22 protein-coding genes are annotated in these 25,923 nt (G+C 44.4%); 10 read left to right on the top strand and 12 right to left on the bottom strand.

The features are described 5' to 3' along the window. Window positions 1-5: 5 nt before the first annotated feature. The gene (locus tag LHL20_RS15220; RefSeq protein ID WP_226433906.1) at window positions 6-1,058 is read left to right on the top strand and encodes an aldo/keto reductase; all 1,053 of its coding nucleotides are present in this window, start codon (window positions 6-8) and stop codon (window positions 1,056-1,058) included. Between the two features lie 111 nt (window positions 1,059-1,169). After that, complete coding sequence (locus LHL20_RS15215; protein ID WP_226433905.1) at window positions 1,170-2,324, top strand: Na/Pi symporter; 1,155 nt, start codon at window positions 1,170-1,172, stop codon at window positions 2,322-2,324. Between the two features lie 47 nt (window positions 2,325-2,371). Here the strand turns inward: LHL20_RS15215 and LHL20_RS15210 are convergent, their stop codons facing one another. Continuing rightward, window positions 2,372-3,535, bottom strand: a complete 1,164-nt coding sequence (locus LHL20_RS15210) for a DcaP family trimeric outer membrane transporter (protein ID WP_202262557.1) — start codon at window positions 3,533-3,535, stop codon at window positions 2,372-2,374. Between the two features lie 265 nt (window positions 3,536-3,800). Here LHL20_RS15210 and acs point away from each other — a divergent pair, with 265 nt between their 5' ends. Together acs and LHL20_RS15200 are read left to right on the top strand one after the other, a co-directional pair. Continuing rightward, window positions 3,801-5,747, top strand: coding sequence for an acetate--CoA ligase (acs, locus tag LHL20_RS15205; protein WP_226433904.1), 1,947 nt, complete (start codon window positions 3,801-3,803; stop codon window positions 5,745-5,747). A gap of 15 nt (window positions 5,748-5,762) precedes the next feature. Further along, on the top strand, window positions 5,763-6,407 hold the full coding sequence (locus LHL20_RS15200) for a response regulator transcription factor (RefSeq protein ID WP_202262555.1): 645 nt from the start codon (window positions 5,763-5,765) through the stop codon (window positions 6,405-6,407). A 35-nt stretch (window positions 6,408-6,442) separates the two neighbouring features. On the opposite strand, the gene LHL20_RS15195 is transcribed toward LHL20_RS15200, so the two are convergent. The 4 genes from LHL20_RS15195 to rimK form a co-directional block, all read right to left on the bottom strand. Continuing rightward, entirely contained in the window at window positions 6,443-7,390 is a 948-nt protein-coding gene (locus tag LHL20_RS15195) for an amino acid ABC transporter substrate-binding protein (RefSeq protein WP_226433903.1), read from the bottom strand. 71 nt (window positions 7,391-7,461) lie between these two features. Further along, a complete protein-coding gene (locus tag LHL20_RS15190) occupies window positions 7,462-7,896 on the bottom strand; it encodes an ATP-dependent zinc protease family protein (RefSeq protein ID WP_159627707.1) in 435 nt (144 codons plus the stop codon). A 17-nt stretch (window positions 7,897-7,913) separates the two neighbouring features. Then, window positions 7,914-8,933 carry a succinylglutamate desuccinylase/aspartoacylase family protein gene (locus tag LHL20_RS15185; RefSeq protein ID WP_159627744.1) on the bottom strand — a complete coding sequence of 340 codons (1,020 nt, stop codon included), beginning with the start codon at window positions 8,931-8,933 and terminating at the stop codon, window positions 7,914-7,916. A gap of 62 nt (window positions 8,934-8,995) precedes the next feature. Continuing rightward, on the bottom strand, window positions 8,996-9,901 hold the full coding sequence (gene rimK, locus LHL20_RS15180; protein ID WP_202262553.1) for a 30S ribosomal protein S6--L-glutamate ligase: 906 nt from the start codon (window positions 9,899-9,901) through the stop codon (window positions 8,996-8,998). A 230-nt stretch (window positions 9,902-10,131) separates the two neighbouring features. Between rimK and LHL20_RS15175 the strand changes: the two genes are divergently transcribed. After that, a complete protein-coding gene (locus tag LHL20_RS15175) occupies window positions 10,132-10,761 on the top strand; it encodes a mechanosensitive ion channel family protein (protein ID WP_226433902.1) in 630 nt (209 codons plus the stop codon). A gap of 35 nt (window positions 10,762-10,796) precedes the next feature. On the opposite strand, the gene LHL20_RS15170 is transcribed toward LHL20_RS15175, so the two are convergent. Next, on the bottom strand, window positions 10,797-14,243 hold the full coding sequence (locus LHL20_RS15170; RefSeq protein WP_226433901.1) for a PAS domain-containing hybrid sensor histidine kinase/response regulator: 3,447 nt from the start codon (window positions 14,241-14,243) through the stop codon (window positions 10,797-10,799). 258 nt (window positions 14,244-14,501) lie between these two features. Here LHL20_RS15170 and LHL20_RS15165 point away from each other — a divergent pair, with 258 nt between their 5' ends. The 4 genes from LHL20_RS15165 (at window position 14,502) to LHL20_RS15150 (ending at window position 19,120) form a co-directional block, all read left to right on the top strand. Continuing rightward, window positions 14,502-14,768, top strand: a complete 267-nt coding sequence (locus LHL20_RS15165; protein ID WP_159627715.1) for a DUF4212 domain-containing protein — start codon at window positions 14,502-14,504, stop codon at window positions 14,766-14,768. 3 nt (window positions 14,769-14,771) lie between these two features. Then, complete coding sequence (locus LHL20_RS15160; protein WP_226433900.1) at window positions 14,772-16,478, top strand: sodium:solute symporter family protein; 1,707 nt, start codon at window positions 14,772-14,774, stop codon at window positions 16,476-16,478. A 100-nt stretch (window positions 16,479-16,578) separates the two neighbouring features. After that, window positions 16,579-18,408, top strand: a complete 1,830-nt coding sequence (locus tag LHL20_RS15155; RefSeq protein WP_226433899.1) for a DUF294 nucleotidyltransferase-like domain-containing protein — start codon at window positions 16,579-16,581, stop codon at window positions 18,406-18,408. Window positions 18,409-18,439: 31 nt separating this feature from the next. Then, on the top strand, window positions 18,440-19,120 hold the full coding sequence (locus tag LHL20_RS15150) for a 3'-5' exonuclease (protein ID WP_226433898.1): 681 nt from the start codon (window positions 18,440-18,442) through the stop codon (window positions 19,118-19,120). Here LHL20_RS15150 and LHL20_RS15145 read toward each other — a convergent pair. After that, complete coding sequence (locus tag LHL20_RS15145) at window positions 19,109-19,528, bottom strand: MAPEG family protein (protein ID WP_226433897.1); 420 nt, start codon at window positions 19,526-19,528, stop codon at window positions 19,109-19,111. The genes LHL20_RS15150 and LHL20_RS15145 overlap by 12 nt on opposite strands. A gap of 216 nt (window positions 19,529-19,744) precedes the next feature. Between LHL20_RS15145 and LHL20_RS15140 the strand changes: the two genes are divergently transcribed. Further along, entirely contained in the window at window positions 19,745-20,899 is a 1,155-nt protein-coding gene (locus LHL20_RS15140) for a tetratricopeptide repeat protein (RefSeq protein WP_226433896.1), read from the top strand. A 62-nt stretch (window positions 20,900-20,961) separates the two neighbouring features. On the opposite strand, the gene LHL20_RS15135 is transcribed toward LHL20_RS15140, so the two are convergent. The 5 genes from LHL20_RS15135 to LHL20_RS15115 all read right to left on the bottom strand — a co-directional run bounded on the left by LHL20_RS15135 (window position 20,962) and on the right by LHL20_RS15115 (window position 25,840). Then, on the bottom strand, window positions 20,962-21,801 hold the full coding sequence (locus LHL20_RS15135; protein WP_159627727.1) for a 2OG-Fe(II) oxygenase family protein: 840 nt from the start codon (window positions 21,799-21,801) through the stop codon (window positions 20,962-20,964). 168 nt (window positions 21,802-21,969) lie between these two features. Next, a complete protein-coding gene (locus tag LHL20_RS15130; RefSeq protein ID WP_159627729.1) occupies window positions 21,970-23,181 on the bottom strand; it encodes a NupC/NupG family nucleoside CNT transporter in 1,212 nt (403 codons plus the stop codon). Between the two features lie 12 nt (window positions 23,182-23,193). Continuing rightward, window positions 23,194-23,817: a uridine kinase gene (udk, locus tag LHL20_RS15125; protein WP_014950808.1), complete on the bottom strand. Its 624-nt coding sequence runs from the start codon at window positions 23,815-23,817 to the stop codon at window positions 23,194-23,196. 179 nt (window positions 23,818-23,996) lie between these two features. After that, window positions 23,997-24,947, bottom strand: coding sequence for a hypothetical protein (locus LHL20_RS15120; RefSeq protein ID WP_226433895.1), 951 nt, complete (start codon window positions 24,945-24,947; stop codon window positions 23,997-23,999). Next, entirely contained in the window at window positions 24,944-25,840 is an 897-nt protein-coding gene (locus LHL20_RS15115) for a PhnD/SsuA/transferrin family substrate-binding protein (protein ID WP_159627733.1), read from the bottom strand. The genes LHL20_RS15120 and LHL20_RS15115 overlap by 4 nt, the downstream gene beginning before the upstream one ends. Between the last annotated feature and the right edge of the window lie 83 nt (window positions 25,841-25,923).

Genomic DNA, 25,923 nt, shown 5'->3' with positions numbered 1-25,923 from the left:
ACAACATGAAATTCAATCGCTTAGGAACTAGCGACTTATCAGTGTCTGAGGTGTGTTTAGGCACGATGACATGGGGAATTCAAAATACGCAAAGCGATGCTGATCAGCAAATTGCTTGCGCGCTAGACAATGGCGTGAATTTTATTGATACAGCGGAAATGTACCCTGTACCACCCAATAAAGAGACATACGGTGATACAGAGCGAATTTTAGGGAATTGGCTCTCAAGAAACCATGCGAAACGTTCAGACATGGTATTGATGACAAAGGTAGCAGGAAGTGGTCTTCGTTATATACGAGAAGGTGGGCCAATTACAGCCGATGCTGTAACACGCGCATTAGACGATTCACTAGTTCGACTTCAAACCGACTATATTGATGTTTATCAACTGCATTGGCCAAATCGCGTTACACCGCATTTCGGTAAACACTGGCCAGATAATACCGACCCCACAAAAACAGATCGCAACCGCGAGGTTGAAGGAATGCGAGATATTCTCAAGGGCATTCAGCAGGCTTTGGAAGCAGGTAAGATAAAACATTGGGGCTTGTCTGACGACACGCCTTGGGGAATACATACATTTCTTAAATTATGTCGCGAGATGGACATTGAGAAGCCTGTCTCTATACAAAACGAATTTAGCTTATTGCACGCTAAAGACTGGCCATATCTTATAGAGATGTGCGCACTTGAAGATATTGCTTACTTGCCGTGGTCGCCTTTGGCAACGGGAATGTTAAGTGGAAAATATCAAAATGGCGCAAGACCAGAAGGTTCTCGCTGGACACTTGCTCAGCGCATGGGGTTATTTAGAGATAAAGCACCCGCGCAGGCGGCAACTGACAAGTATGTGGCGGTTGCCAAGAGTATTGATATTACACCTTCACAGTTGGCCTTAGCATGGTGTCAGCAAGTACCTGGCGTAACGTCGACTATCATTGGCGCAACGTCAATTGAACAATTGAAAGAAAATATAGCGGCGTTTTCGTTGCAGCTGCCTCAAAAAACGCTAGAAGAGGTGCACGATGTATTGCGAGCGTACCCTCTAGGGTTCTGATACGCGATTAAAAAATGATTTCTTAACCTTCAAAATGGCGAGCTCAGGCTCGTCATTTTTGTGTAATATGCACGTCATACTATGAGTTTTTCTGTATGCTTGCGAAAGACTATGTCCACAATAGATCCCCAATTGGCCGACCAAGCCGCATTAGATAATAACCACAATTGGCAGCGCTGGCTTTTACTTGCCTTACTTGTTTACCTGATGCTTATTGCGGTGAGCATGATAGGTAGCGGTTTTAAATACGCTACGGGCGATCACGCAAGAGAACTCTTTAACTTTGCATCGAACCCCATAATGGGGTTGATCATAGGTATGGTGTCAACCGCACTTATTCAGTCTTCTAGTACAGTTACATCCATTATTGTTGGGATGGTTGCTGGTGGACTGCCTATTACTATTGCGGTGCCCATGATGATGGGAGCGAACATTGGTACAAGTATCACGAACACGCTGGTAAGCCTTGGACACGTAGCACGAAAAGAGGAATTCCAGCGCGCTTTTAATGCCGCGACCATCCACGATTTCTTTAATGTGTTGTCAGTACTTATTTTCTTACCGCTTGAAATGGCATTTGGTATTTTAGAATACTTAAGTGGTCAACTGGTGGCCTTGCTGCACACGGGTGAGGCATTGGGGCTTAATGGGGTAAACCCTATTAAAGCGGCAACGCAGCCGGTGACTGATTTTGCAACGCAATCGCTACAGTTTCTTCCCTCCATCTATCCTGGCGTGGCCAAAATTATTATTGGTATTGCTTTAATTATGCTCTCCATTACCTATATGGGGAAAATCATGAAGGCATTAATGGTAGGTAAAGCGAAAGAATTACTGCATAGAAGTATTGGTAAAGGCCCGTTGTCAGGCATTGCATCAGGTGCAGTGATGACCGTGTTGGTGCAGTCATCTTCAACCACCACATCATTGATGGTGCCCTTAGTTGGGAGTGATATTTTAAAAGCGCTAGACATATATCCGTTTACGCTAGGTGCCAATATTGGTACGTGTATTACAGCGCTCATAGCAGCACTTGGCGTAGTAGGTGTAAATAGCGGGTTTGCACTTCAAATTGCGTTGGTCCATCTCATTTATAATGTACTCGGAGTGGTCATTATTTATGGCATTCCAGTTCTGCGAAATATTCCACTTACGTTATCGTATCAATTGTCTGTTATCGCGTCAGAAAGAAAGCTTTATGGCGCAGCATACATTGGTGGCTTATTTTTTGTGATGCCCTTGGGCATTATATTTACCACTATGTAAAAACAAAAAAAACGGCGCATGTGCGCCGTTTTTTATTCCATACGTTTTTAGAAAGCGTACTTTGCTGATACTTGAATTCGGTTCATGTCACCCTCTAAACCAGACTCTACCTCTCTGTGGGCAAAGGCATATTCAGCACCTACAGTAAGGGCTTTGGTTGGTGAATATAGGTAATTAACACGTGTGCTGTAAGTGCTTTCTGTAACACCAAGACCCGTTAGTGCAACATCGTTGTCGGCCTCAAATGCTGAAAACATTATGCTACTGCGTGCTTTTTCACTCCACACATGACGATATGCAATGCCATAACCGGTTGTATCAATGGTTTCTAAGTCACCATTTTCAGTGAGCACTGCACCGTTTGCGGCGTTTAGCGCTGAATAACGACCCAAACCTGAACCGGTGTGGAATGTGAAACGAATGTCATCACCATTTGAAAGCTTGTACTTACCCGTTACAGATACGCCGTAACTGGTTTCATCCGCATCGATATCGCCTGCGTTGTCATAAGAGAGTTGGCGAAGTAAGCCAGCTACTTTCCAATAACCCCAATCGTGTTTAGAGGTGTAGGCCGCAACAAAGTCTGGAAAGCTATTGTCATCACTTACAATGCGTCCACCGCCACCAAATGGTGTGATAGTCGATTCAGGGTTTTCCAGTGCAAGCTGTAAGCCGCCGTTAGTGTATCGAACCATGACCTGACGACCAAAGGTAATACCGTCAGTTGTACCAATGAAATCAAGCGATTCGGGTAGTGCACCTACATCCATGAAAGTGGTCCAAGTTTGACCTACCAACCAGTTTTTATAGCTAATATAAGCATGGCGTACACGAGGAAGATAAGAGTTACTAATACGTTCATTACCACCATCGGTCACCACGAAGTCGAGTTCGAATACACCATTAATTGTGTCACCTTCAGCTGTAGGCGTCGAAGTAGCAAAGCGAAAGCGTGAAGTTCTGATGTGCGCATCAAATTGCGCGTCTTCGTCAACGCCACCGACCGGAGTCAGTGAAGGGATGTAAAAGTCTCGTCCAACACTGCCTGAGGCTATTGTGCCGTCTGAGTAATCACTCAGCATAGCGTCTACTTTTACGTAACCTGTGAATTTCACACTTGTGTCGCCAATCGTGGCTGCATGCACTGCGCCGCTTGATGCTGCTAAGCAAAGCGCTACTGCTGTTGCTGTGGTTTTTATTTTAGCTTTCATCGTGTATTCCAAAAAAGTGGTTAATTAAATGTAAATTCAACGTTAACATTGCTAATTGTGTACGTATTATCTCAAAATTAAATAAGCCCTTGGTCGCATAAGACTATAGTCGTACAAGGAAAGGTCGTTCTATCCATAAATAAAAGTACTTTTCGCGTTTATAAGTCTGTTAAGACCAAAGTCTCATTTTGCTTTATGGGTGAATGGCTAGAGTGTTTCACCATACAACAAGATTTTTACATATTTGATTGTGGAGGCAATTTTTATGACCACCAGCAAAACTTATGCTGTACCTGACAACATTCTTCAGTCTACCCACCTGACGGCCTCTCAATACGATGCAATGTATAAGCAGTCGGTAGAGCAACCAGAAGCTTTTTGGGCTGAGCATGCTGGCGCACTGGAATGGTATACAGCACCAACTAAAGTCAAAAATACAGTATTTGGTGAAAGCGATGTATCAATAAAGTGGTTTGAAGATGGTGAATTAAATGCCAGCTATAACTGCATTGATAGACACCTCGCTGACAACGCCACCAAAGTGGCATTTCACTGGGAAGGCGATTCACCAGAAGATAGTCAAGATATTACCTATCAACAAGTTCACTATGAGGTGTGCAAACTTGCGAATGCGTTAAAAGCGATGGGCGTTGAAAAAGGCGATCGCATTGCCATTTACATGCCCATGGTGCCAGAGGCAGCTTATGCCATGTTGGCTTGTGCAAGAATAGGTGCTGTACATTCAGTGATTTTTGGCGGATTTTCGCCAAATGCTATTGCTGACCGCATAAATGATAGCGCGGCTAAAGTGGTGATTACGGCTGATGAAGGACGACGTGCCGGTCGTACTATCCCATTAAAAGCTAACGTCGATAAAGCACTTGCTGGCGACGCTTGTCCTTCTATTACCCACGTTCTCGTACACAAGCTGACAGGTTCAGAAGTAGAATGGAACAGTGAACAGGATGTATGGTGGCATGATGCTGTAGAAGGTTGTTCGGCGCAGTGTGAGCCTGAGGTAATGAATGCAGAGGATCCGCTGTTTATTTTGTACACATCGGGCTCAACAGGCACGCCTAAAGGCGTTGTTCACACCACCGGAGGGTACCTTTTATATTCAGCAATGACATTTAAATATGCGTTTGATTACAAACAAGACGACGTATATTGGTGTACGGCCGACGTTGGCTGGATCACAGGCCATAGCTACATGGTGTATGGCCCTATGGTAAACGCGGCGTCGCAGGTATTCTTTGAAGGGGTGCCTACTTACCCTGATGTTAAGCGTATTGCACAAGTGGTTGAGAAGTATAAAGTAAATAGCCTATATACTGCGCCCACAGCCATTCGCGCACTAATGGCCCATGGTGATGTACCTGCCGAGGGATGCGATCTCTCATCATTGCGTCTATTAGGTACGGTCGGTGAGCCTATCAACCCTGAAGCATGGGAATGGTATCACCGTGTTATTGGTAAAGGTCGCTGTCCTATCATCGATACATGGTGGCAAACTGAAACTGGTGGTCACATGATCTTACCATTACCTGGCGCCACAGAATTGAAACCAGGCTCTGCAACGCGTCCTTTCTTCGGCATTCAGCCAGCATTATTCGATGCTGATGGCAATGAGCTAGAGGGAGTGGCAGAAGGTAATTTGGTGATTAAAGATAGTTGGCCAAGCCAAGCTAGAACGGTTTATGGTGATCATCAACGCTTTATCAATACTTACTTCAGTGCATATAAAGGCGTGTATTTCACGGGTGACGGGGCCCGTCGTGATGAAGATGGCTTCTATTGGATTACGGGGCGCGTTGATGACGTGTTAAACGTATCAGGTCACCGCCTAGGTACGGCAGAGATTGAAAGTGCGCTGGTGGCTCATCCGAAGGTTGCCGAAGCGGCAGTTGTGGGTTTCCCTCATGACATCAAAGGGCAAGGTATTTACGTATACGTAACGCCGAACGAAGGGGTAGAGGCCGATGAGGCACTCACTAAAGAGCTTAAAGCGTGGGTGCGCCAAGAGCTTAGTCCTATAGCAACTCCGGACATGATCCAATGGTCACGAGGGTTACCGAAAACGCGTTCAGGTAAAATTATGCGCCGTATTCTTCGTAAAATTGCCGCTAATGAGCACGAGCAGTTGGGAGATACTTCTACGTTGGCGGATCCATCGGTTGTTGATACACTGATAGAGGAGAGACTTAACAAGTAATCAAGGACATAGACGATGATAACGCTTTTGATCGCAGATGATCACCCGCTGTATCGCGATGCACTGAGAGGGGCATTGTCGTTGTCATTGCCCGCCTTAACATTGAAAGAGGCTGGCGACTTGAATACTACGGTCGATATTCTCAATAATGACGATATCGACCTGTTACTTCTCGACTTGCATATGCCGGGCAGTAATGATCTGTTCGGCTTACTCCACATTCGTAAGCTTTTCCCCGATCTACCCGTAGCAGTGGTTTCTGGCACAGAGGACACCGCGCTTATTTCAAAGATAATCAGTGTAGGTGCACTGGGGTTTATTCCTAAAACTGCCAGCGCCCACGACATTGCGAATGCGGTAGAGGCAATCCTCGATGGTGACGTTTGGTTACCTGACAACATAAGTGAAAATGTTGATGAAGTGGACGAGGCATTCTCTGAATTAGCAGACAAAGTTGCTTCGCTTACTCCTTCCCAGTACAAAGTACTTTGTTACATGCGAGATGGCCTATTAAACAAGCAAATTGGGTACAACTTGGATATTGCAGAGGCTACAGTTAAGGCCCACGTAACGGCAATATTTAAAAAGCTTGGTATTAACAACCGAACTCAAGCTGTGCTTATCGCATCGCAATTAGAGCTAGAGCCACCTTCGCAATAGTCATGTAAAGCTTGCGTTAAAAAGAGTGTAGGTACTCACTCTATTTGGTTTTGCGGAGGCAGGCTTTGGTGAGCGTTTTCCAATGATTGTGAAAATTCGGGTAAGAAGCGTTCAAGTGCTAGTCGGCTCTGCTCGCTTAATAATGGGTTTTCTATTTCGATAACTGTTCGTCCTTCAAGAAGCGACATGCTTTGTTGGTAACCTGGCTGTTGTGTCAACAGTGTTTGAAATCGGCCGGTTTCAAATAAAATGAGCAAGCCTTGTGCAATTCGTCCCGCTAGCTGGTGGTTATCGCTGCCCACAAAGAAAAAGATAGGGCTGGGGTAGGACACAACAAGGCTATCTTCTATTGCCAGTTCGCGACTCAAACTCTCATCACTGAGCTCTTCTTGAATCTCCATTGCACTGCGCGGAAACATATCCGCGAACCTCTCAGAGACAATTTTGAATGACGCGCGATAAGTTGTCTCTAAGACCGGTATATTGTTGGCCTTAAATATTTTTGTATCAGGCCAATCGTACCCTAAAACAGCGCGGTATGATTGAAGTGCCTCAAGGCTTTTCACTTGGCTGAAGCGGGTATCGTCTTCGCGCACAAGTAATATGCGTTTACCAAATAGCCCAGCCATAATCGGAATGCGAACTGGAAGAAAATGTTGCTCACGTTCAATAGAGGTGACGCTCCATGTTACGTCGAGCATGCTGTGTTCTAAACTTCGTAGCTGTCTTTCTTGTGCCGTTTCCTGAGTGTTGACAACCAATTCAAACGTACCGTAACTGTCTTCGGTGACTTCTAGCGCTTCGGTGAGTAGTTGCTTTGCATACGCATATACTGCGTCGCGACCGGGATGAACATTTGGCAACCTTAATACGCTGTGTGGCAGCTCATTGTTAACCACACTCGGTTGATTCTGTGCGACAGCACTGGTCAATGGCAAAAGTACTGCTCCTAGAAGCAGCACCGGGGTGAGTTTGAGAGTCATCTCAATGTCCATATTTCATTTTCTGACTCTTAAGTACCCCTACAACTCCTTGGGGTACTTAAGCTGAGTAGTTAATCTTTACCGGTCAGTAAGAAATCAAATTCAGGGTCGACTATAAATTGACCGCTCATCGCTTCACGACCTAATAGCATTAAGTAAGTCATTTCAGAGCGATCGGTCAGCGTTAACTGAATATCCCACTGGTTTCCGTCCATAATTATAGGCGTAATTATGACATAACGCTTTTCTAGCGTTGCCGTTGAGCTTTTTACGCGTTTTTGCCCTTCAACACGCGCTTCGCGACGCACCACACGATCTACATTGTGGATATCCGGATGAATATCGAACTTGATCCAAAGTTCATCATCTTTTTCAAACTCTTCAATATTGTCCACGTGCAGCGATGAAGTGGCTGCACCTGTATCAACACGCACGTTTAGGTCTGTTATTGCAAGCTTTGGTAAATCACAAAGCTCAACTGCGCCTACAATTTTTTTGTCTTTCATGGGTTTTTCTACCAATGCTATTCAATAGTGCCTTGTTGAGGCGGCAATAAATTGTCTTGTAATAATTCTACGTGCTCAGCCACTGTATCAGGCTCTGAGAAGTAGGCAATGTGATAAACCGCTTCACCTTCTTGAGTAAGCGGAATGTTTTGTTTACCAATAACCACACCTTCAGCTGGACTTTCCAACGTACCTAAATAGTTACCGAACGGGTCTGCGATAATGGCTAGCTTATCGCCTTTTGCAACGTGGTCACCAAGCTGCGCTAAGTGGGTTACGAAGCCACTTTCAGGAGCTCGCACCCAGCCACTTTGTCGCGCAATAAAGCGCTCAATACTATGTCCTTTACTACGACTCTTATTCAGCATGCCTAAGTGACGCATGGTGTTAATAATTCCCTTTACGCCTGCGCGAATAGAAAACTCGTCATAGCGCAACGCTTGACCTGCTTCATACAACAGCATTTTTACACCGCTCTCGCTAGCGGCTTCGCGCAAAGAACCGTCTCGTAATTCGGCATTCAATAGCACGGGTACGCCAAAAGCCTTGGCCATTTCAAGTACATCTTCGTCATCAAGATCTGCTCTTATCTGAGGAAGGTTACTTCTATGAATTGCACCTGTATGTAAGTCAATACCGACATCACACTTGCTCACAATTTCCTTAAAAAACAAGTTGGCTAATCGGCCCGCTAGCGAACCTTTTTTACTGCCAGGAAAGCTACGATTAAGATCGCGTCTGTCAGGCAGATAGCGAGATTGATTCAGTACGCCGTAAACATTCACCATAGGCACGGCTATTAACGTACCACGAATACGTGAAATAGCCTTAGAGCGAATAAGCCTACCTACAATTTCAATACCATTGAGTTCATCACCGTGAATGGCGGCACTGACAAACATGGTTGGACCTGGGCGCTTTCCCCGTTTTACATAAACGGGGATGCTCATACTAGTAGCCGTATACAAGGGCGGCATTTCCAGTTCAATTTTTTTAGTTTCACCTGGTGCTACGTCTACATCACCAATTGTGAGCATGTCTTTTACTGCATTTCTTGCCACTAACGTTTTCCTATTTCTAACGTTGCGCTACGGCGATGTTAGCCTTTACCACGCGTTTTCGTTTTATGAGGCTCAGCACTTTTTTCAATAAATTCGATGATCATGGCGGCCACATCTTTATTGGTTGCTTTTTCAATACCCTCTAAGCCCGGTGATGAGTTAACTTCCATAACTACCGGGCCGTTATTAGAGCGAAGAATATCGACACCACAACAATTCAATCCCATTGTTTTCGCCGCATCTACGGCTGTTTTGCGTTCCGCTGGGCTTAAACGTACCAAGCTTGCTTGGCCGCCACGGTGTAAATTAGAGCGAAACTCGCCGGGAGCCGCTTGTCGCTTCATGGCTGCGACCACTTTTCCGCCCACAACGAAACAACGAATATCAGCGCCGCCAGCTTCTTTAATGAATTCTTGTACCAAAATACTGGCATTTAAGCCCATAAAGGCTTCAATAATCGACTCAGCTGCTTTTTGTGTATCAGCAAGTACAACACCGATGCCCTGAGTGCCCTCTAGTAACTTAATAACGACCGGAGCACCGCCAACGGTTTTAATTACATCGTCAATTTTATCAGGGTGGTGTGCAAAGCCAGTACGAGGCATGCCAATACCTTTTCGCGATAAAAGCTGTAAAGAGCGTAATTTGTCGCGTGAACGGCTTATAGCAACCGACTCGTTAAGGCTATACGTCCCCATCATTTCGAATTGACGTACTACCGATGTACCATAAAAGCTTACTGATGCACCTATACGTGGAATAACGGCATCATAATACGGAAGCTTTTTACCATGGTAGCGCACAGACGGCCGCGCACTTGTAATGTCCATGTAGCAGTGCATTGTGTCGATAACGTCCACCTGATGTCCGCGCGCTTGTCCCGCCTCCACTAAGCGTGAAGTGGAGTAAAGACGTGGATTTCTTGAAAGTATTGCGATACGCATTATAAAAAGCCTGTAATTTGTGTTTGATAATTAGAATCTTTTTTTACTTACCCATACCACGTTAGAACGTGAATATAATTTAGACAAGTATTTTTGCGCGCATACTAATGCAAGGTGCAAAGTGTGTCTTACGAATTATTCTTGTTGTGTCGATTGCTTTTAATGCATGAAGTTCTGCCATAATCGCGATAGCATAAAAGAAAACGTTTCTACTTTTAGGGTTTTGTTTAATGAATGAGTGGTGGCACGCGTTTATGACGTGGTTAATTGAATACCAGTCAAACGTAGTGTGGAGCGGTGTGGTTTTACTAGTTTATTTGGCAATGTCGCGAAAGCTTTTGCCAAAACTTGAAACCAATATCGAAAAATCTAAGTTAAAGTCGAGCAGCGCGATTAAAGGGCTATTTGCTGCAAGAGTGTTGGTCGCTACACTGTCTCTAGCATTGCTATTACTGGCGTGGGGTATCGATTTCTCCGGTCTACTGGTGTTGTCTACGTCAATCTTGACCGTAACGGGTGTAGCCTTATTTGCTAGTTGGTCTCTTATCAGCAACATCACTGCTTACTTTATCCTTTTGACCAACGTTGCGTATCGAAGAGGCAACTATGTGCGTATTTTGGACGGTGACAATTATATTGAAGGTGTCATCGCTGATTTAGGTCCATTTAGTACTCGTCTTGTAACCGCAGACCGAGAAACTTTGATGTATCCCAACAACCTTATTCTAACTAGACCTGTTTTGCTTAACCCTAAAGCGAAGTGGGGAACGATGGGCAAGGTTGTGGCTAAATCTGCAATTGAACCGCCAGCCCAAAAGGTTGAAGAAAATAGAGTACCTGAAGAATTTTTAGGTAAATAATATACTCATGCTGTTATGGGCGATGCATATCGCCCTTAACTCACATTTTTCGCTTCTCGAATATAACGCGTCATACTTTGCAATAATGCTCTAAGCTTTGCCGGCTTCAAAGGTTTAGACAAAAAGTTTACGCCTTGCGCTTTGCATTGTGTAACTAAGCTTTCATCTGGCGTTGCTGTGATAAGCGCAGCAGGTACCACAACATTCAGTCGCGTTCTAATTTCTTCAATCAGCGCTAGCCCATTCTTTTTATCATCGTGACTCAGCTGATAATCCATAAGCAATATCTGCGGCTGAATGGTCTCGCACAGGGTTAATGCATCTTCCCAGTTATTGGCAAGAGCCACATTTATTCCCCACTTGGTGAGTAGGGTTTGCATGGCGTCGAGATTCTCTCTTTGGTCGTCTACACATAAGACATCCATACCACTGAACGTAGTGTGCCGTGCTCTTGTCGACTCGCCCGTAGACACCTTTGGCATCGCTTTTTCAAGAGAAAAGGCAAAACAGCTGCCCTTACCAACTTTGGAATTAACTTGAATATCACTGTTTAGCTGCAGGCTAAGTCGTCTAACTACACCTAGCCCAAGTCCAAGGCCGTGCTCTTTACTGTCGTTAACGCGAAAGAAGTCGCCAAAAATACTGCTTTTTTTCTCGTTTGATATACCGATACCGGTGTCCATTACTTTAAAGTGAACCCTATTCCCAAAAGGCTTCACGGTGAAGAGTACTTTGCCTGTGTCAGTATACTTTACGGCATTTGAAAGTAAGTTTTGTACAATGCGGTATAGATAGGTTTTGTCTGCGGTAACCCAGCAAGGTCTGATTTTGGCGGTGAAGCGCAAACCTTTTTCTTTGGCACGCATGGCCATCTCATCCACAAGAGGTGATAACAAAGCACATACATCAATTGCTTCAAGCTCCGGTTTCATCTCCCCTTGATCTAAGCGCGCAATATCAAGCAAGGTACCTATTAGGTTTTCACTTGAGGTGACACTGTGATTGAGCTTTTGAATAATCTCGTGAGCTGAGTCTGATAAGTCTTGTTCTTCAAGAGCACTGGCGTACAGTTTGGCCGCATTGAGGGGTTGCAAGACGTCGTGGCTTGCCAGTGCTAAAAAGCGCGTTTTGCTAGCGTTGGCATCTTCAGCCGCCTTTCTTGCACGAATAAGTTCTTTTTCCGCTTCTGAACGGCGCTCTATTTCAAGGCGCAACTCGGCATTAATAGAATGCACTTCTTCGGTACGCTTTTTAATTCGCGCTTCTAGATCAATGTTGGACTCTTCAAGTGCCTGTTGAATTTCGACGTGACCGGTAATGTCATTAAAACTCGTTACAAAGCCACCGCCAGGCAGTGGGTTGCCAACCATCTCGATTACGCGTCCGTCTTTGCGTTGTCGCGTAAAACGGTGGGGCATGCCTGATCGCAAATGCCCTAATCGTTTTTCGACCTCAGCTTCCACATTGTCGGTGCCAAATTCGCCCTGAGAGGCGTTGTATCGAATTAACCGCTCAATGGGGGTACCAACTGCAAGTAAGTTATCTGGGTATGGATATAAGTCAGCATAGCGTTTATTCCACGCCACTAGGTTCAAGTGTTTATCGACAACACTGATGCCTTGGTCCATATTTTCGAGCGATGTTAATAGCGCAGTCATATTGAACTGCATTGCTTGGGTGGTATCGTCGAAAAAGTTAATGATTTCAGTGAAGTCCATCTTCTTTCCACGAAGTGCACTGTCGAGTAATACTTTTGCACTCGACGCACCAATCACGCCACCTAGGGCACGCTCACAAAATGAAAGAAAAGACTCGTCGGGCGTAGCTTCATGATTAAGCTCGCAATGATTTAGCTGCTGATATTGCTCAAGCAATTGTTCACAGCGACCGGTTCCCATGAATGTTGATAGTAAGGTGATAAGGTCAGAAACCGTGACATTAGTTGCTTGGGTTTTAACGGTATTGTTGGCAGATATTGCAGGGGAAACGAAGGCCTCGGCCTGTATTCGGTCGATAAGGCGTTGAGGGGCGAACCAAGAAAAAATGGTATATACCAGTGTATTTGCCGCCAAACTTATCATCGCTCCTTGGCTAATAAGCTCATTTTGTTCCAATTGTGATACTTGCTCACTCACAATGGGAAGGACCAGCCATAGCACCCATATTACAAGGCCTATCATTAGACCTGCATAGACACCGTGCGCATGTGCTCGTTTCCAGTATAGACCACCAACAATGGCAGGGAGTAATTGAATAACTAAAGAGAATGCGATAAGGCCAATTGAGTGTAACGAACGGCTGCCAGTCATTTGCTGGTGGTAGAAAAATGCCATCAATAGAATAAAGGCAATAACAATTCGGCGAATAAGTCGTATACGGCTAGAAAGATCCTGCTTGCTATCTGCTTGCCCACTAAAGGCAAGAATGCGCGGCAAAATAACATCGTTGGTTAGCATTGTACTCAACGTCAACGTGGCAACGATGATCATTGCCGTTGCCGCTGATAAACCGCCCACGAAAACGATAACTTGTAAAAGTGCCGACTCTGAAAAGACGGCAAGGGATAATACATACGAGTCAGGCTCGATACCGGTATCTACAAAAATGGCCTTGCCGGCAATGGCAATAACAGGAATAACGGCTGATATAACGGCAAGATACAAAGGGAATAACCATCGTGCAGTGCGTATATGACCTAAGCTTAGGTTATCGATAATGGCTACATGGAATTGTCTGGGAAGACAAATAATGGCCGCAGCAGCCATCACAGTTTGCGCTATAAACGAAAAAGAGCCGAACTGAGAAAGGGCTGCTTCGTTGACGAAGCTCGCAAAGAAAGGCCCGGTTTCTGTGCGTTTCCACGCACTGTAACCCACAAAGGCAACGAGCACTAATGCCAATAATTTGATGGTTGATTCAAATGCTATAGCAAGCATTAAGCCTCGGCGGTACTCAGTTACATCGGCTTGTCTGGTTCCAAAGTAAATAGCGAATACCGCGATAAATATAGTTGCAGCAAGAACAATAACATCGCTATTGGATTGCTGCGTCAGTAACTGAAACGTAGCGCCTACCGCTTTCAGCTGCAGTGCAATATAAGGGATGGTAGCAAGTAGGGCGATGAGCGTTACTACCAATGCCACCGTTTGGCGCTTTCCGTATCGAGAGGCAATAAAGTCGGAAATGGTGGTAATGTGCTGTTTCTTACTCACCAAAGTCATTTTGTAAATGAACTTATAGCCCAATGCGTAAACCAAAATTGGACCTAGCATTATGGGCAGGTAAATCCATGTATCGCGACTGGCTTGGCCTACCATGCCGAAAAAAGTCCAAGCGGTGCAATAAATGGCTAACGCGAGTGAGTAAATGGCTGGGTGTGAAGTTATAGCGCGCGCTCTAGTAGAGTTTTTCTCTCCCCAACTTGCTAATGAAAATAGCAAAAATAGGTAAAGCACTGCCAGTGTAACCCAACCAAAAACCATAACTTTCCTTTTAACCTTGTGTTAACAATCTAATCGGCATTATAAACGTTTCGACCATAGTCTTACCTACGACCATGGTCTCATTTTGAATTCTCATAGCCAGGTCTAGAGTAATACGCGAGCTCCTAAATGCTTGACTTTGCTGCATTGGGTGGTTTTTACAACCCACCATGTTATGCGGCAATAACGTTAACAAAGCCGGGCGTTAGGAAAATGTAAAAACATAACAACTAGTTAACCTGACATGAGGGTGAAACAATGGCATTTAGAAACGAAGAAGACAAAAAAGCTTATTGGAGGGAGAATTTATCACTCCTTGCCAAGCTTTTGGTCGTATGGTTCATCGTATCATTTGGCGCCGGCATACTGTTTGTCGATGCATTAAACGAAATTCAATTCTTTGGCTTTAAACTGGGCTTCTGGTTTGCTCAGCAAGGCTCTATTTATGTGTTCGTTGCTTTAATTTTTGTCTACATGGCAAAAATGAACGCGATGGATAAACGCTACGGTGTAGACGAGGAGTAAGCCATGGACGTTCAAACACTCACATTTATCATTGTTGGTGCATCATTCGCACTATACATTGCAATTGCAATTTGGGCACGTGCTGGCTCAACAAACGACTTTTACGTAGCGGGTGGTGGCGTACCTCCTGTGATGAACGGTATGGCTACTGCAGCCGACTGGATGTCAGCAGCGTCGTTTATCTCTATGGCAGGTCTTATCTCGTTTATGGGGTATGACGGTGCGGTTTATCTTATGGGCTGGACTGGTGGCTATGTATTGCTTGCGCTATGCCTTGCACCTTATCTACGTAAGTTCGGTAAATTCACGGTACCAGACTTTATTGGCGATCGTTACTACTCACAAACCGCGCGAACCGTTGCCGTATTCTGCGCCATCTTTGTTTGCTTTACCTATGTTGCAGGTCAAATGCGTGGCGTAGGTGTAGTATTCAGTCGCTTCTTAGAAGTAGACATTGTGGCAGGTGTGGTTATCGGTATGGTTATCGTGTTCTTCTACACCGTACTAGGCGGTATGAAAGGCATTACCTATACACAGGTAGCGCAATACTGCGTATTGATTTTTGCTTATATCGTTCCTGCCGTATTTATTTCAATTATGGTAACAGGTCACATTCTTCCGCAAACAGGTTTTGGTGCCACACTTGCTGATGGTTCCGGAATGTACATGCTGCAGAAACTCGATATGCTGTCCGTAGAATTGGGCTTTAACGAATACACCTCGGGCACTAAATCTACTATCGACGTATTCTTTATTACTTTCGCGCTAATGGTGGGTACAGCCGGTCTTCCTCACGTTATTGTTCGTTTCTTCACTGTTCCAAAAGTTGCTGATGCACGTAAATCGGCAGGTTATGCGCTTGCGTTTATTGCCTTGCTATATACCACTGCACCTTCTCTTGCTGCATTTGCTCGCGTGAACATGATTGAGACAATCAACGGTTCTGAAATGACGGGTACGAGCTATGCTGAAGCACCATCGTGGATCAAGAACTGGGAGCAAACTGGCCTAATCGGTTTTGAAGATAAAAACGGCGATGGCAAGATGTTCTACTCAGGCGATGAGCGCAACGAGATGAAAGTTGACCGCGATATCATGGTATTAGCCAACCCTGAAATTGCGAATCTGCCTGCATGGGTTATAGCACTCGTCGCGGCAGGTGGTGTAGCAGCAGCTCTGTCAACATCTGCAGGCCTACTATTGGTTATCTCCACGTCAGTGTCACATGACCTATTGAAACGAAACTTTATGCCAAACATCACCGACAAAGCGGAGCTTATGTATGCGCGATTGGCAGCGGGTGTGGCCATTGTAATTGCAGGTTACTTCGGCATTAATCCACCGGGCTTTGTGGCGCAGGTGGTCGCTTTCGCCTTCGGCTTGGCGGCATCAAGTTTCTTCCCGGCTATTATTATGGGTATCTTCAGCAAACGTATGAATGACAAGGGCGCTATTTCGGGCATGATTTCTGGTCTTGCTTTCACGGCAACCTACATCATTTACTTCAAGTTTGTTAACCCTGCGGCTAATACGCCTGAAAACTGGTGGTTCGGTGTGTCGCCAGAAGGTATCGGAACACTTGGTATGTTGGTGAACTTTGTTGTGGCATTCCTTGTGTTCAAGGTAACTGACGAAGCGCCTGAAGAGATTCAAGAATTAGTAGAGAGCATTCGTTATCCGAAAGGAGCAGGCGAAGCGTCAGCTCACTAGGTAGTAAATCTCTGAAAAAGCAATATTGCCAACCTACTGACGCGAGTGAGTAGGTTGGTTTTTTGTTTCACACAAGGTTGTGACATGTTGAGGACAACATATGGCAGCAATTGCAAAGCAGGTTGAAGATTTCCTTTCTACTTCAGCGCCATTTGATGTGCTGGAGGATGAGCAAAGAGCGCATTTGATCAAAGGTGCTGAGATAATTTACCTTACTGCTGATAATGCGACTGATCTTAGCCAAGATGCAGCAAAGCTTTATTTAATCCAAAGTGGACAATTCTCTGTAGAAGATGGTCAGGGGGCAATACGCCATTTAAGTGAAGGCGATTATTTTGGTTATCCGGCCATTATGGACAATCGCAAAACGGCATTATCGGTAACGGTAGATAGTCCTGGCTTAGTGTTTTGTTTTGAGGCCGAACAGGTTACGTCATTATTAAAAATTTCGGCAATAGGGAACTTCTTTGTTGGGCTTCGCAATAATGCACTGCAAAATAATGCTATTGCCGATAGCAATTCCATGTGGCTTTACAAAGGGTTGACCGATGTAATTAGTAAAGCACCCGTCTCGGTCAACGCAAGCACACCTATCTGCAATGCAGCGCAATTGATGACCGAGCAAAAAGTATCGTCGCTTTTGGTAACCGACGGCACCAAACTTGTCGGTATTGTGACTGATAGAGACTTGCGCTCAAGGGTTGTGGCGACATCATTAGACACCCATTTACCCGTCAGTGAGATTATGACGGTTAACCCATCGCAAATTAACGGCAATAGAACCTTATTTGACGCCATGGCGTTAATGACTGAAAAAAACATCCATCATCTTCCCGTCATTGACCATTTGTCATCTCAACCGTTAGGTATGATAACAGCGAGCGATATTATTCGGCATCAACGGGGTAACGTTTTATTCATTATTGGTGAGCTCTCAAAAGCGGAAAACTTATATGAGTTAACGCGCCTTTCTTGGCAGCTACCTCATTATTTTTCTGCTCATGCAAAGCGAGCGGGTGATTTTGATATCGCAGGAAAAATACTATCTCAAGCAACGGATATTATGACGCGCAAGCTCATTGGTTTTTTCCAGCAAGAGCATGGCAAAGCGCCAATGATGTTTGCGTGGTTGGTGTATGGCTCGCAGGCTCGTGAAGATCAAACTATGGGATCAGACCAAGATAATGGTCTGCTACTGGCGAGTGAGCCTAACCAACAGCAAGCGAAGTACTTTGCTGATATGGCAGAGTATGTATGTAACGGTTTAGCGAAATGCGGGATCAAACTGTGTGACGGTAATATTATGGCGAGCAATCCTGCGCTCAGGCTTTCACTGTCACAAGCCATAGACGAAGCAAAGCAGTGGGTTGCTGCGCCAACAAAAGATGCCATCATGCATTTCAATATCTATTTGGATGTACGCTGTGCAGCAGGAGATAGTAGCTTGTTTAAAGCAATGCAAAAACAGCGAGCCCCCTTACTTAAACAAAATATGTTTTTGGCGGCTTTGGTGCGCCATAGCAATGATGTAGCAGTACCCCTATCTACATTTCAACGCTTCACTTACGAAAAAGGACGTAAACACAAAGACAGTATTGACCTTAAAACTCGGGCCGTTGCGCTTATCAATAATATTGCGCGCATTTATGCCCTAGCTGATGGGCAATTGATGCCAAATACCCTTGCTCGATTAGAAGCGCTATCTGAGTCATCGCAATTATCTAAAAGAGATGCAGCAAACCTCAAAGATATATGGTTATTCTTAAATAGGCTTAGGTGGCGACATCAGCTAGAAAATAAAGTTACTGATAACTGCGTCTCAGTAAGCACATTATCATCTATAGAAAAGCATCAACTAAAAGCAGCATTTAAAGCCATTGAGCGCACTAACCAAGCTATGGTAATGAAATTTTCTGGTGGTATGGGGTAAAAATGTGTGAGTTCGTAATGAAGGTCAAAATGTGATTTCACAACTAATTTCGTCTTGGTTCTCGAAATTGAGTCCAAGCAATGCCATTGCTACGCAAACTAATACAACGTTAAGCGAATGCCGGTTCGTCGCCATTGATTTAGAATTGACGAGCTTAAACCCGACAACCACAGCGATTACTTCTGTAGGGTACGTAGCAGGCCAAAACGCCAGACTCAATCTATCAAGCTGTGGCTATTGCGTAGTGAATACACCAGAGGACTTGGGGCAAAGCCCAGTTATTCACGGCCTTACCCATGACCTAGTATCACAAGGCGTAACCCTTAAACACGCGATGAACGCATTATTGCCTTTGTTAGAGGGCAGTATTCTTGTTTTCCACAACGCAGCACTAGATTTAAGTGCGTTGGATAGGGCATTTACAGCACTAAACCTGCCCGATATTGAAGTTGTTTATGTCGATACGCTAAAACTCGCTATGTATCAGCTTAATAAACAACATCAAGTACTGCCGAACAACAGTGCAACACTCGGTGTGTGTCGACAACGTTTAAACCTTCCTGCGTTCCCCGAGCATAATGCCCTTGACGACGCACTGGCTACACTAGAGCTTTTATTTGCACAGCTAAACCAGCTTGGGGTGACATCAGGCGACACGCTTAAATCACTATCGCATACTCAGGCTCTAGGGCGGTATAAGCTAGGTAAATAACGCGTAGAAGGCCAGCGCAAAAACGCCTGCGGTACAAAGTACACCAAGCATATAGAAATAGCTTCTCGGGCTAGGATTTTTTTCGGTGGCAATGGCGTAATAAAGGGTCATATGAATGATGCGAGCAGCGGCATAGATCCATACCAACCAAGCCAAAACGTTAGTGGGAGCGCCAAGTAGAATACACAGTAAAGCGGGTATCACAAACTGGTGAATATTCTCTAGTGAGTTATGAAATGTTCGGTGACTTCTAAACACAAAGCTGTCGTGAGAGAGCGTCTCGCTCACTTTACCCGGTACATAATGTGACTGCTTGCGGTGCGCTACTGCGGCAACGATATTTTGCAAAAATACGGTGGCTAGGATCACCAGTAGACCGGCAATACTATATGAGTAAACAATAAACATAGGAATCTCCATTTCTTTAAAATCGTTACGCGGCAGGTGGAGAGATGGATCGAAAGCTAGTCGATGAGTAACTTTTGCAACAAGGTAGCACTTGACGACCAGTACACAAATTATTGCAATTAAGCGACAAAGTGAGCTAAAAACGGGATGTAAAAAAAATGTAAATATGAGGGCTGGGACTATACTTAATGTATCGAGTAACAAGAGGTGCCTGTGATGAATACTCGAATACTTATAGTGGTCTTGTGTACCCTTCTTGTGGCCTGTCAGTCGACAGAGCGAAAAGTGACAAGTGCGTCGCCAACATTACTTGATGACAGTTTATTTCCGTCGTACGGACTATTTCCTGTTGAAACCCCAGAAGAAATTTTTTACCTCGATGAAGAGGCGCAGCAGTTTGCCGAGCGTGCTGTATACGAAAGCAGTGCGTCGGAAAAAAATGTGAAACGCTTGGTGAAATCTATTTTTGGGCGTTCAGAACACGGCGTACTTTACCGAAATAGCGCCAACACTACGGCCAATACAACTTTTAGTAATCGGGCTGCCAATTGCCTCTCACTGTCAATTATGGCCTATGCATTGGCTGAGCATGCAGGATTAAAAGCAACATTTTACGAAGTTGATATTCCTGAGTATTGGACAAGAAGAGACGGCTTTAGCTTATTAAATGGTCATATTAACTTACGCGTCTCCGTTCCCAACGAGCCATTACTGGTGTCGATTGGTTCATCTTATGCAGATATAGATTTCGACCCACAAATGATTCAAAGTGACTTTCCGCGCAATGCTGTGCCAAAAGAGCGGGTGTTATCCATGTTCTACAATAATAAAGGCGCTGATGCGCTTGTAGCGAACAGCTACAGTCGAGCTTACAGCTACTTTCGTGCAGCGGCTACTCTATCGCCATCACTCCAACAAAGTTGGGTTAATTTAGGTGTACTGTACAGAATGGTGGGAGCGTATGAACAAGCGGAACTTGCTTATAAGCACGCGCTTACTATCAATGATAGCCACCTAACTGCATGGGAAAACTTGGCTATCTTGTACATTCACCAAGAGCGAGATGAAGAAGCTAAAGCAATAACTGAAATGGTAGAAGCAAGACGACGCAGTAACCCTTACTATCATTTTATATTGGGTGAGCAAGATTATGATGAAGGGAAGTATGCAAGGGCTATAGAGCATTACCAACGAGCACTGCGCATCGACGATAGCCGTCATGAAATATTGTTTAGTCTTGCTAGAACCTATCATCAGCTTGGTGACATAAATAACGCCCAGCGTTATTTGGAGAAAGCGGTAAGGCATTCACCTAACGAACAGGATAGATCGCGTTATATGTCGAAAATAGCTGCGCTTGCAAGCCGATAACTAAACAAAAAAAAGCCGCAGACTAGCTGCGGCAAAGAATAACACTACAAAAGGAACTTAATTTATATAACGCCCAGCTCACGGAGGCGCTCTTGCAGGTATGACCCTGCAGTATGACGTTCTGAAAGAACAACATCTGGTCTAGGGTGCAAAAACAGTGGCAACGAGATACGCGACTTCGTCATATCAGCACCATCTGGGTTAACAACCCTATGGGTAGTTGATGGGAAGTAATGGCCCGATGCTTCTTGAAGCATGTCACCAATATTTACGATTAGGTTTCCAAAATCGCAAGGCACTTCTAACCAGCTACCGTCTTTAGCTTGAACTTGCAAACCAGGCTCATTTGCTGCCGGTAAGATAGTAATCAAGTTAATATCTTCGTGGGCCGCAGCGCGGATTGCATCTACTTCTTCATCACCTTTAAGCGGTGGGTAATGCAAAATACGTAGTAACGTTTGATCTGAATCTTTGATCATGTCGCCAAGTGGCTGACTGTATTTTGCACTTACCTCAGCAGGTGAATGCTTCTCTATCCACCCAAGTAGCTCTTTTGCCAACGTGTTTGCTTCAGAATAATACTGAGAAATCTGCGGCAATAACGCTTCAGGGCACTGGCCCCAAGGGTAATAGTGGTAATATTCTTTTATATCTTTTTTCGTAAAGCCTTTGGCTACCTCAGAAACACTCTGAGGGAAAAATCCGTCTTGTTTACCTTTGTTGTACAGGTAGTCATTCTTCTCTTCACTATCGAAGAAGCCCTGCCAGTTATCGTAAATACCTTGAACCAATGACTGCTGGATAGGGTGGTTTTTCAAAACACCAAACCCTGTCTCGCGAAGTGACTTCACGAATTCTTCTTGAGCGTTTTCCGCTTGGTAATCAACAGCAACTAATTGCATAACTTTATCCCGTATATTTTGACTGCGGCATTATAAAGGTAGACGGGCTACAGAAAAAAGTCGTGAAATTGATACAAATCAACTCCACGAGGAATTTGCGCGTAATTTACATAAACTTGACCAATTAGTCTAGTGGAAAATTGACCAATTAGTCTGTTTTAACATATTTTAACCGAGTGAGAGGTAAAAGCCCGCTAGTGCGGCACTCATCAAGTTGGATAACGTTGCAGCAATAACAGCCTTTAATCCCAGTCGCGCAATTTCTTTTCTGCGTGTTGGTGCCATAGCACCAATTCCACCCATCAAAATAGCGATAGAAGAGAAGTTTGCAAAACCACAAAGTGCAAAGGTGATAATGGCCTGAGACGCTTCAGATAGCTGTGATTGGTTTTCCAAGAAATTGAGGTATGCAACGAATTCGTTGACCACCATTTTCTGACCAATAAAGCTACCTGCAAGTTGTGCTTCCTCCCATGGTACGCCGATTGCCCATGCGAGAGGTTGAAGCACATAGCCCAGGATCCCTTCAAACGTTACATTTTCATAGCCAAATAGCGCAGCTGTCCAGCCAACAAGGCCGTTGAACATCGCGATAAGTGCTATGAAAGCGAGTAGCATGGCACCTACGTTTAACGCAAGTTGCATGCCTGATGCTGCGCCACTAGCAGCAGCATCAAATACATTGGCGTAGCCGGTATCTTCCGCATCTACGTCATTCAAATTTTCATTGGGTTTACTGGTTTCTGGCAGAATGATTTTTGCCATTAATAAACCACCCGGCGCAGCCATGAAACTGGCAGCGAGTAGGTATTTTAAATCAACGCCCATACCTGCATAGCCTGCCATTACAGAACCCGCAATAGAGGCGAGGCCACCCACCATAATGGCAAACAACTCAGAACTGGTCATATGGGGTATAAACGGACGCACAACTAATGGTGCTTCTGTTTGGCCAACAAATATATTGGCAGCCGAAGACATTGACTCTGGGCGGCTTGTTCCCAGTGCTTTTTGCAAAAAGCCACCGATGACTTTGATGATAACGCCCATCACTTTAAGGTGATAAAGCACGGCAATTAACGCAGAGAAAAAGACAATAACGGGCAATACATTGAACGCGAAAATAAACGCGATTGACTTGTCGCCTATTGGGCCGAATAAGAAATTAATGCCTTCTTGGCTGTACGCAATGATGTTGGCGACAAACTGAGTCGCCGCCAACAAAACTTCTTTGCCTGGTTCAGAATAAAGGACGAAAGCACCAACGGATGCTTGGATAGCAAATGCGCCACCCACCGTACGCCAATTAATACTGCGCTTCGCCGATGATAATGCGAAGGCAATAGCCAACAGGAGCGCGATGCCCAATAAACTAACCATATGTGAATTCCCTTAAAGAAGCGCTTGCTGAATGTGTGATTTGATCACATCTAATGCAATTTGATTTTTACCACCTTGAGTTACCACAACATCGGCCGTAAAACGGCTAGGCTCAATAAATTGATGGTACATTGGCTTTACAGTTTCTTCGTACTGTTTTGCCACTGATTCTATGCTACGACCACGCTCTTTTAAGTCACGCATCATTCGACGCATTAAACAAATATCAAGCGGGGTGTCGATAAAGATTTTCACATCGTACAAAGGAAGTAAGTCTGTACGTGCTAACAGCATAATACCTTCCAATATAATCACAGGCGCAGGGTTAAGGCGCTCGGTTTCTGGAAGTCGAGTGTGCGTCTTATAGCAATAGTGTGGATAGTCGATGGGTTGACCATCACGCAATGCCTGAAGATGTGCTTTTAATAGCTCATGTTCAAATGCATTAGGGTGGTCATAGTTGTTCTTCTCACGTTGCTCCATGGGCAAGTGATCCTGTGCGCGATAGTAATGATCTTCACGCAGCACTTGAACAGGGCGACCTTGCGCACTGAAGCCGTTAAACAAATTTTTTGTGAAAAGAGACTTTCCAGAGCCTGAAGCTCCAGAAATGGCAATAATTAATGGCGATTGCATAGTACTATAAAGCTGGTTTTCTTGGTGCAAAGATACGCGTTTAGGCCTCGCGAATCAATGTTATATTCACAAGATCTTCGTTTTTGGATCGGTCTTTGCTTTAACTTTATTGTATTTTCAAGGCATTGCAGTGCGTTTAAAAAAACACAAAAAGTTTTCCAAATGGTCAGTTTTCGCTACTAATTACCTATAATTTCAATATCCTCTAACTTTATTTCCGACAAGGCATAAGAGTGTTGCTTAGAGCGAGAGCCCTCGCCCTGAGCCCGGGGTGGATAGTATATTTCTTTTTCTTCAGTGAACCCGGCAAACACCTCATCAAGGGCTGCACGGATCTCGCTCAAGGTTTTGTCTAAGTTCGCGTTGAAGTCTGGCCTTTTGCGTTTGGTATGGCCAAGTTCAATCAGTCTACCGAAGCTCTTGTTAGCAAGAATCATTAGTTCATGTGGTACATCTTTATGCGGAGGAAGTGGCTGATTGGGGTACTCAATACAAAACTTCACTAAAGCAGTATAGAAACATAGCGGCTTATTCTGCAGTGCAACCACCTTGTCATCAACACCGTTGGCAAGTGTTTTGTCTTTGAGATTTATAATGAGTTTCGGTGTTGGCGGCAGCAATTCTTCTTCAACAGCAGATACTTTCTTACGCTTTTTCGTTACAATAGCAAATACTGGAAGGAGTAAAAGTGAGCAGAGCAATGCTATAAAACTAAATCCAACCCCACTCCATGGCGACTTACTGCGCATCTCAAGTACAATGTGCTGCTCTGCATTCATCAGTAAGGTAGATGTCACATCAGGGTATTGAGTGAAATCTTGAGATTGAACGCTGATTTCCTGAATATGACTCACTAAAACAGGATAGCCTTCTTTCGTGAGCTCGCTATTCAATCTCTCTAAATAGCGATAAATAGCATACTGATTGACAGGCGTATTAAGCGTTTCATTGCCCACATCTAAAAATGCGCTGTCTAGGCTAATGCGACGTTCGACTTTATCTTGCGCTTCATGAATATCAGCCTTAAATGAAAAGTACTGACCAATTAGTGCGATAGTCTGTAAGCACAAAAATAGCAGTACCCAGTTCAACGCTATGCGTGCAGGTGATTTGAACTTAGGTTTGATCATTTGTTACACCCCGCTTCAAGTGTAATATTTTTGTAATATGGTCGCGGGTGAGCCATAGCTATTTCATGTACAACAGACTGCATAGCACAGAACAAATCGGTGTTTTGTGTCTGCATTTTTAGATACCACTGCATTCCACCTATGCTTTCTTGTAACGGTGTTGCGTAATTTCTTGAAAAGCGGTCACTGTCATCTTCAGCCCAATAAGACGAAATAATATCAACGTCACCTGCTAACAGTGCTCTTCGAAGCTCTTGGTGCGAACTGTAATATACAATTGATACGTTTGTGTCGCTTAACCCTAAATTTTGTAGAACAGTTTTGGGCACAATGTGGCCTGAGCGACTACTGGGGTAATCTAATAGACCAATCTTTTTACCAAGCAAGTATTCTTTATTTAACTGCGGGCGTTCGCGTAACGCAATGAAAAAGGCACTGTAATTAGGGTGCGATGCCACTCTAGACAACCCATATATTTGGTCAGCGCCAAATGCGTCGACCACGTTCTTTTTCACTAATGCTAGGTCAACAACGCCGTGGTTGATGTAGCGAAAGGTGTCGTAGTCGCTTTGGCCGATGATAATTTTAACTTCGCCGAATTGCCTTTTTATTGTGCTGTCAGCGCACAATCTGTCTCTTGCCATTTCAGCAATGCGGCCATCGGTAACGTACACTGAAAAAATGTCGCTATTCGCACTTAATTCAGTTTTGCAGTATAAAAATTGACCGGTTTGTGGGGTGATGTCATTATAAATATTGTTTTTTTGTAAATAGCTAAAAGCACCGCACGCGATAGCGACGATGACAAATAATATCCACTTTCCGGAGGCAACAATTCTAAAATTCGCCAAAAAAACGACCAAATGAATTAACGATTTATGTAGGGATTTCATCAGTTAAGGTTATTTATTGCAATAGGTAAATTTATTTTAAAGCGTTAAGTTATTGAAATAAGGTTTATTTTTATAGGTAAACC

This window comes from Alteromonas sp. McT4-15, assembly GCF_020515205.1.
Lineage (GTDB): Bacteria > Pseudomonadota > Gammaproteobacteria > Enterobacterales > Alteromonadaceae > Alteromonas.
Note: the sequence above shows the minus strand (reverse complement) of the source record. Positions and strands in the feature narration are given on the sequence as shown.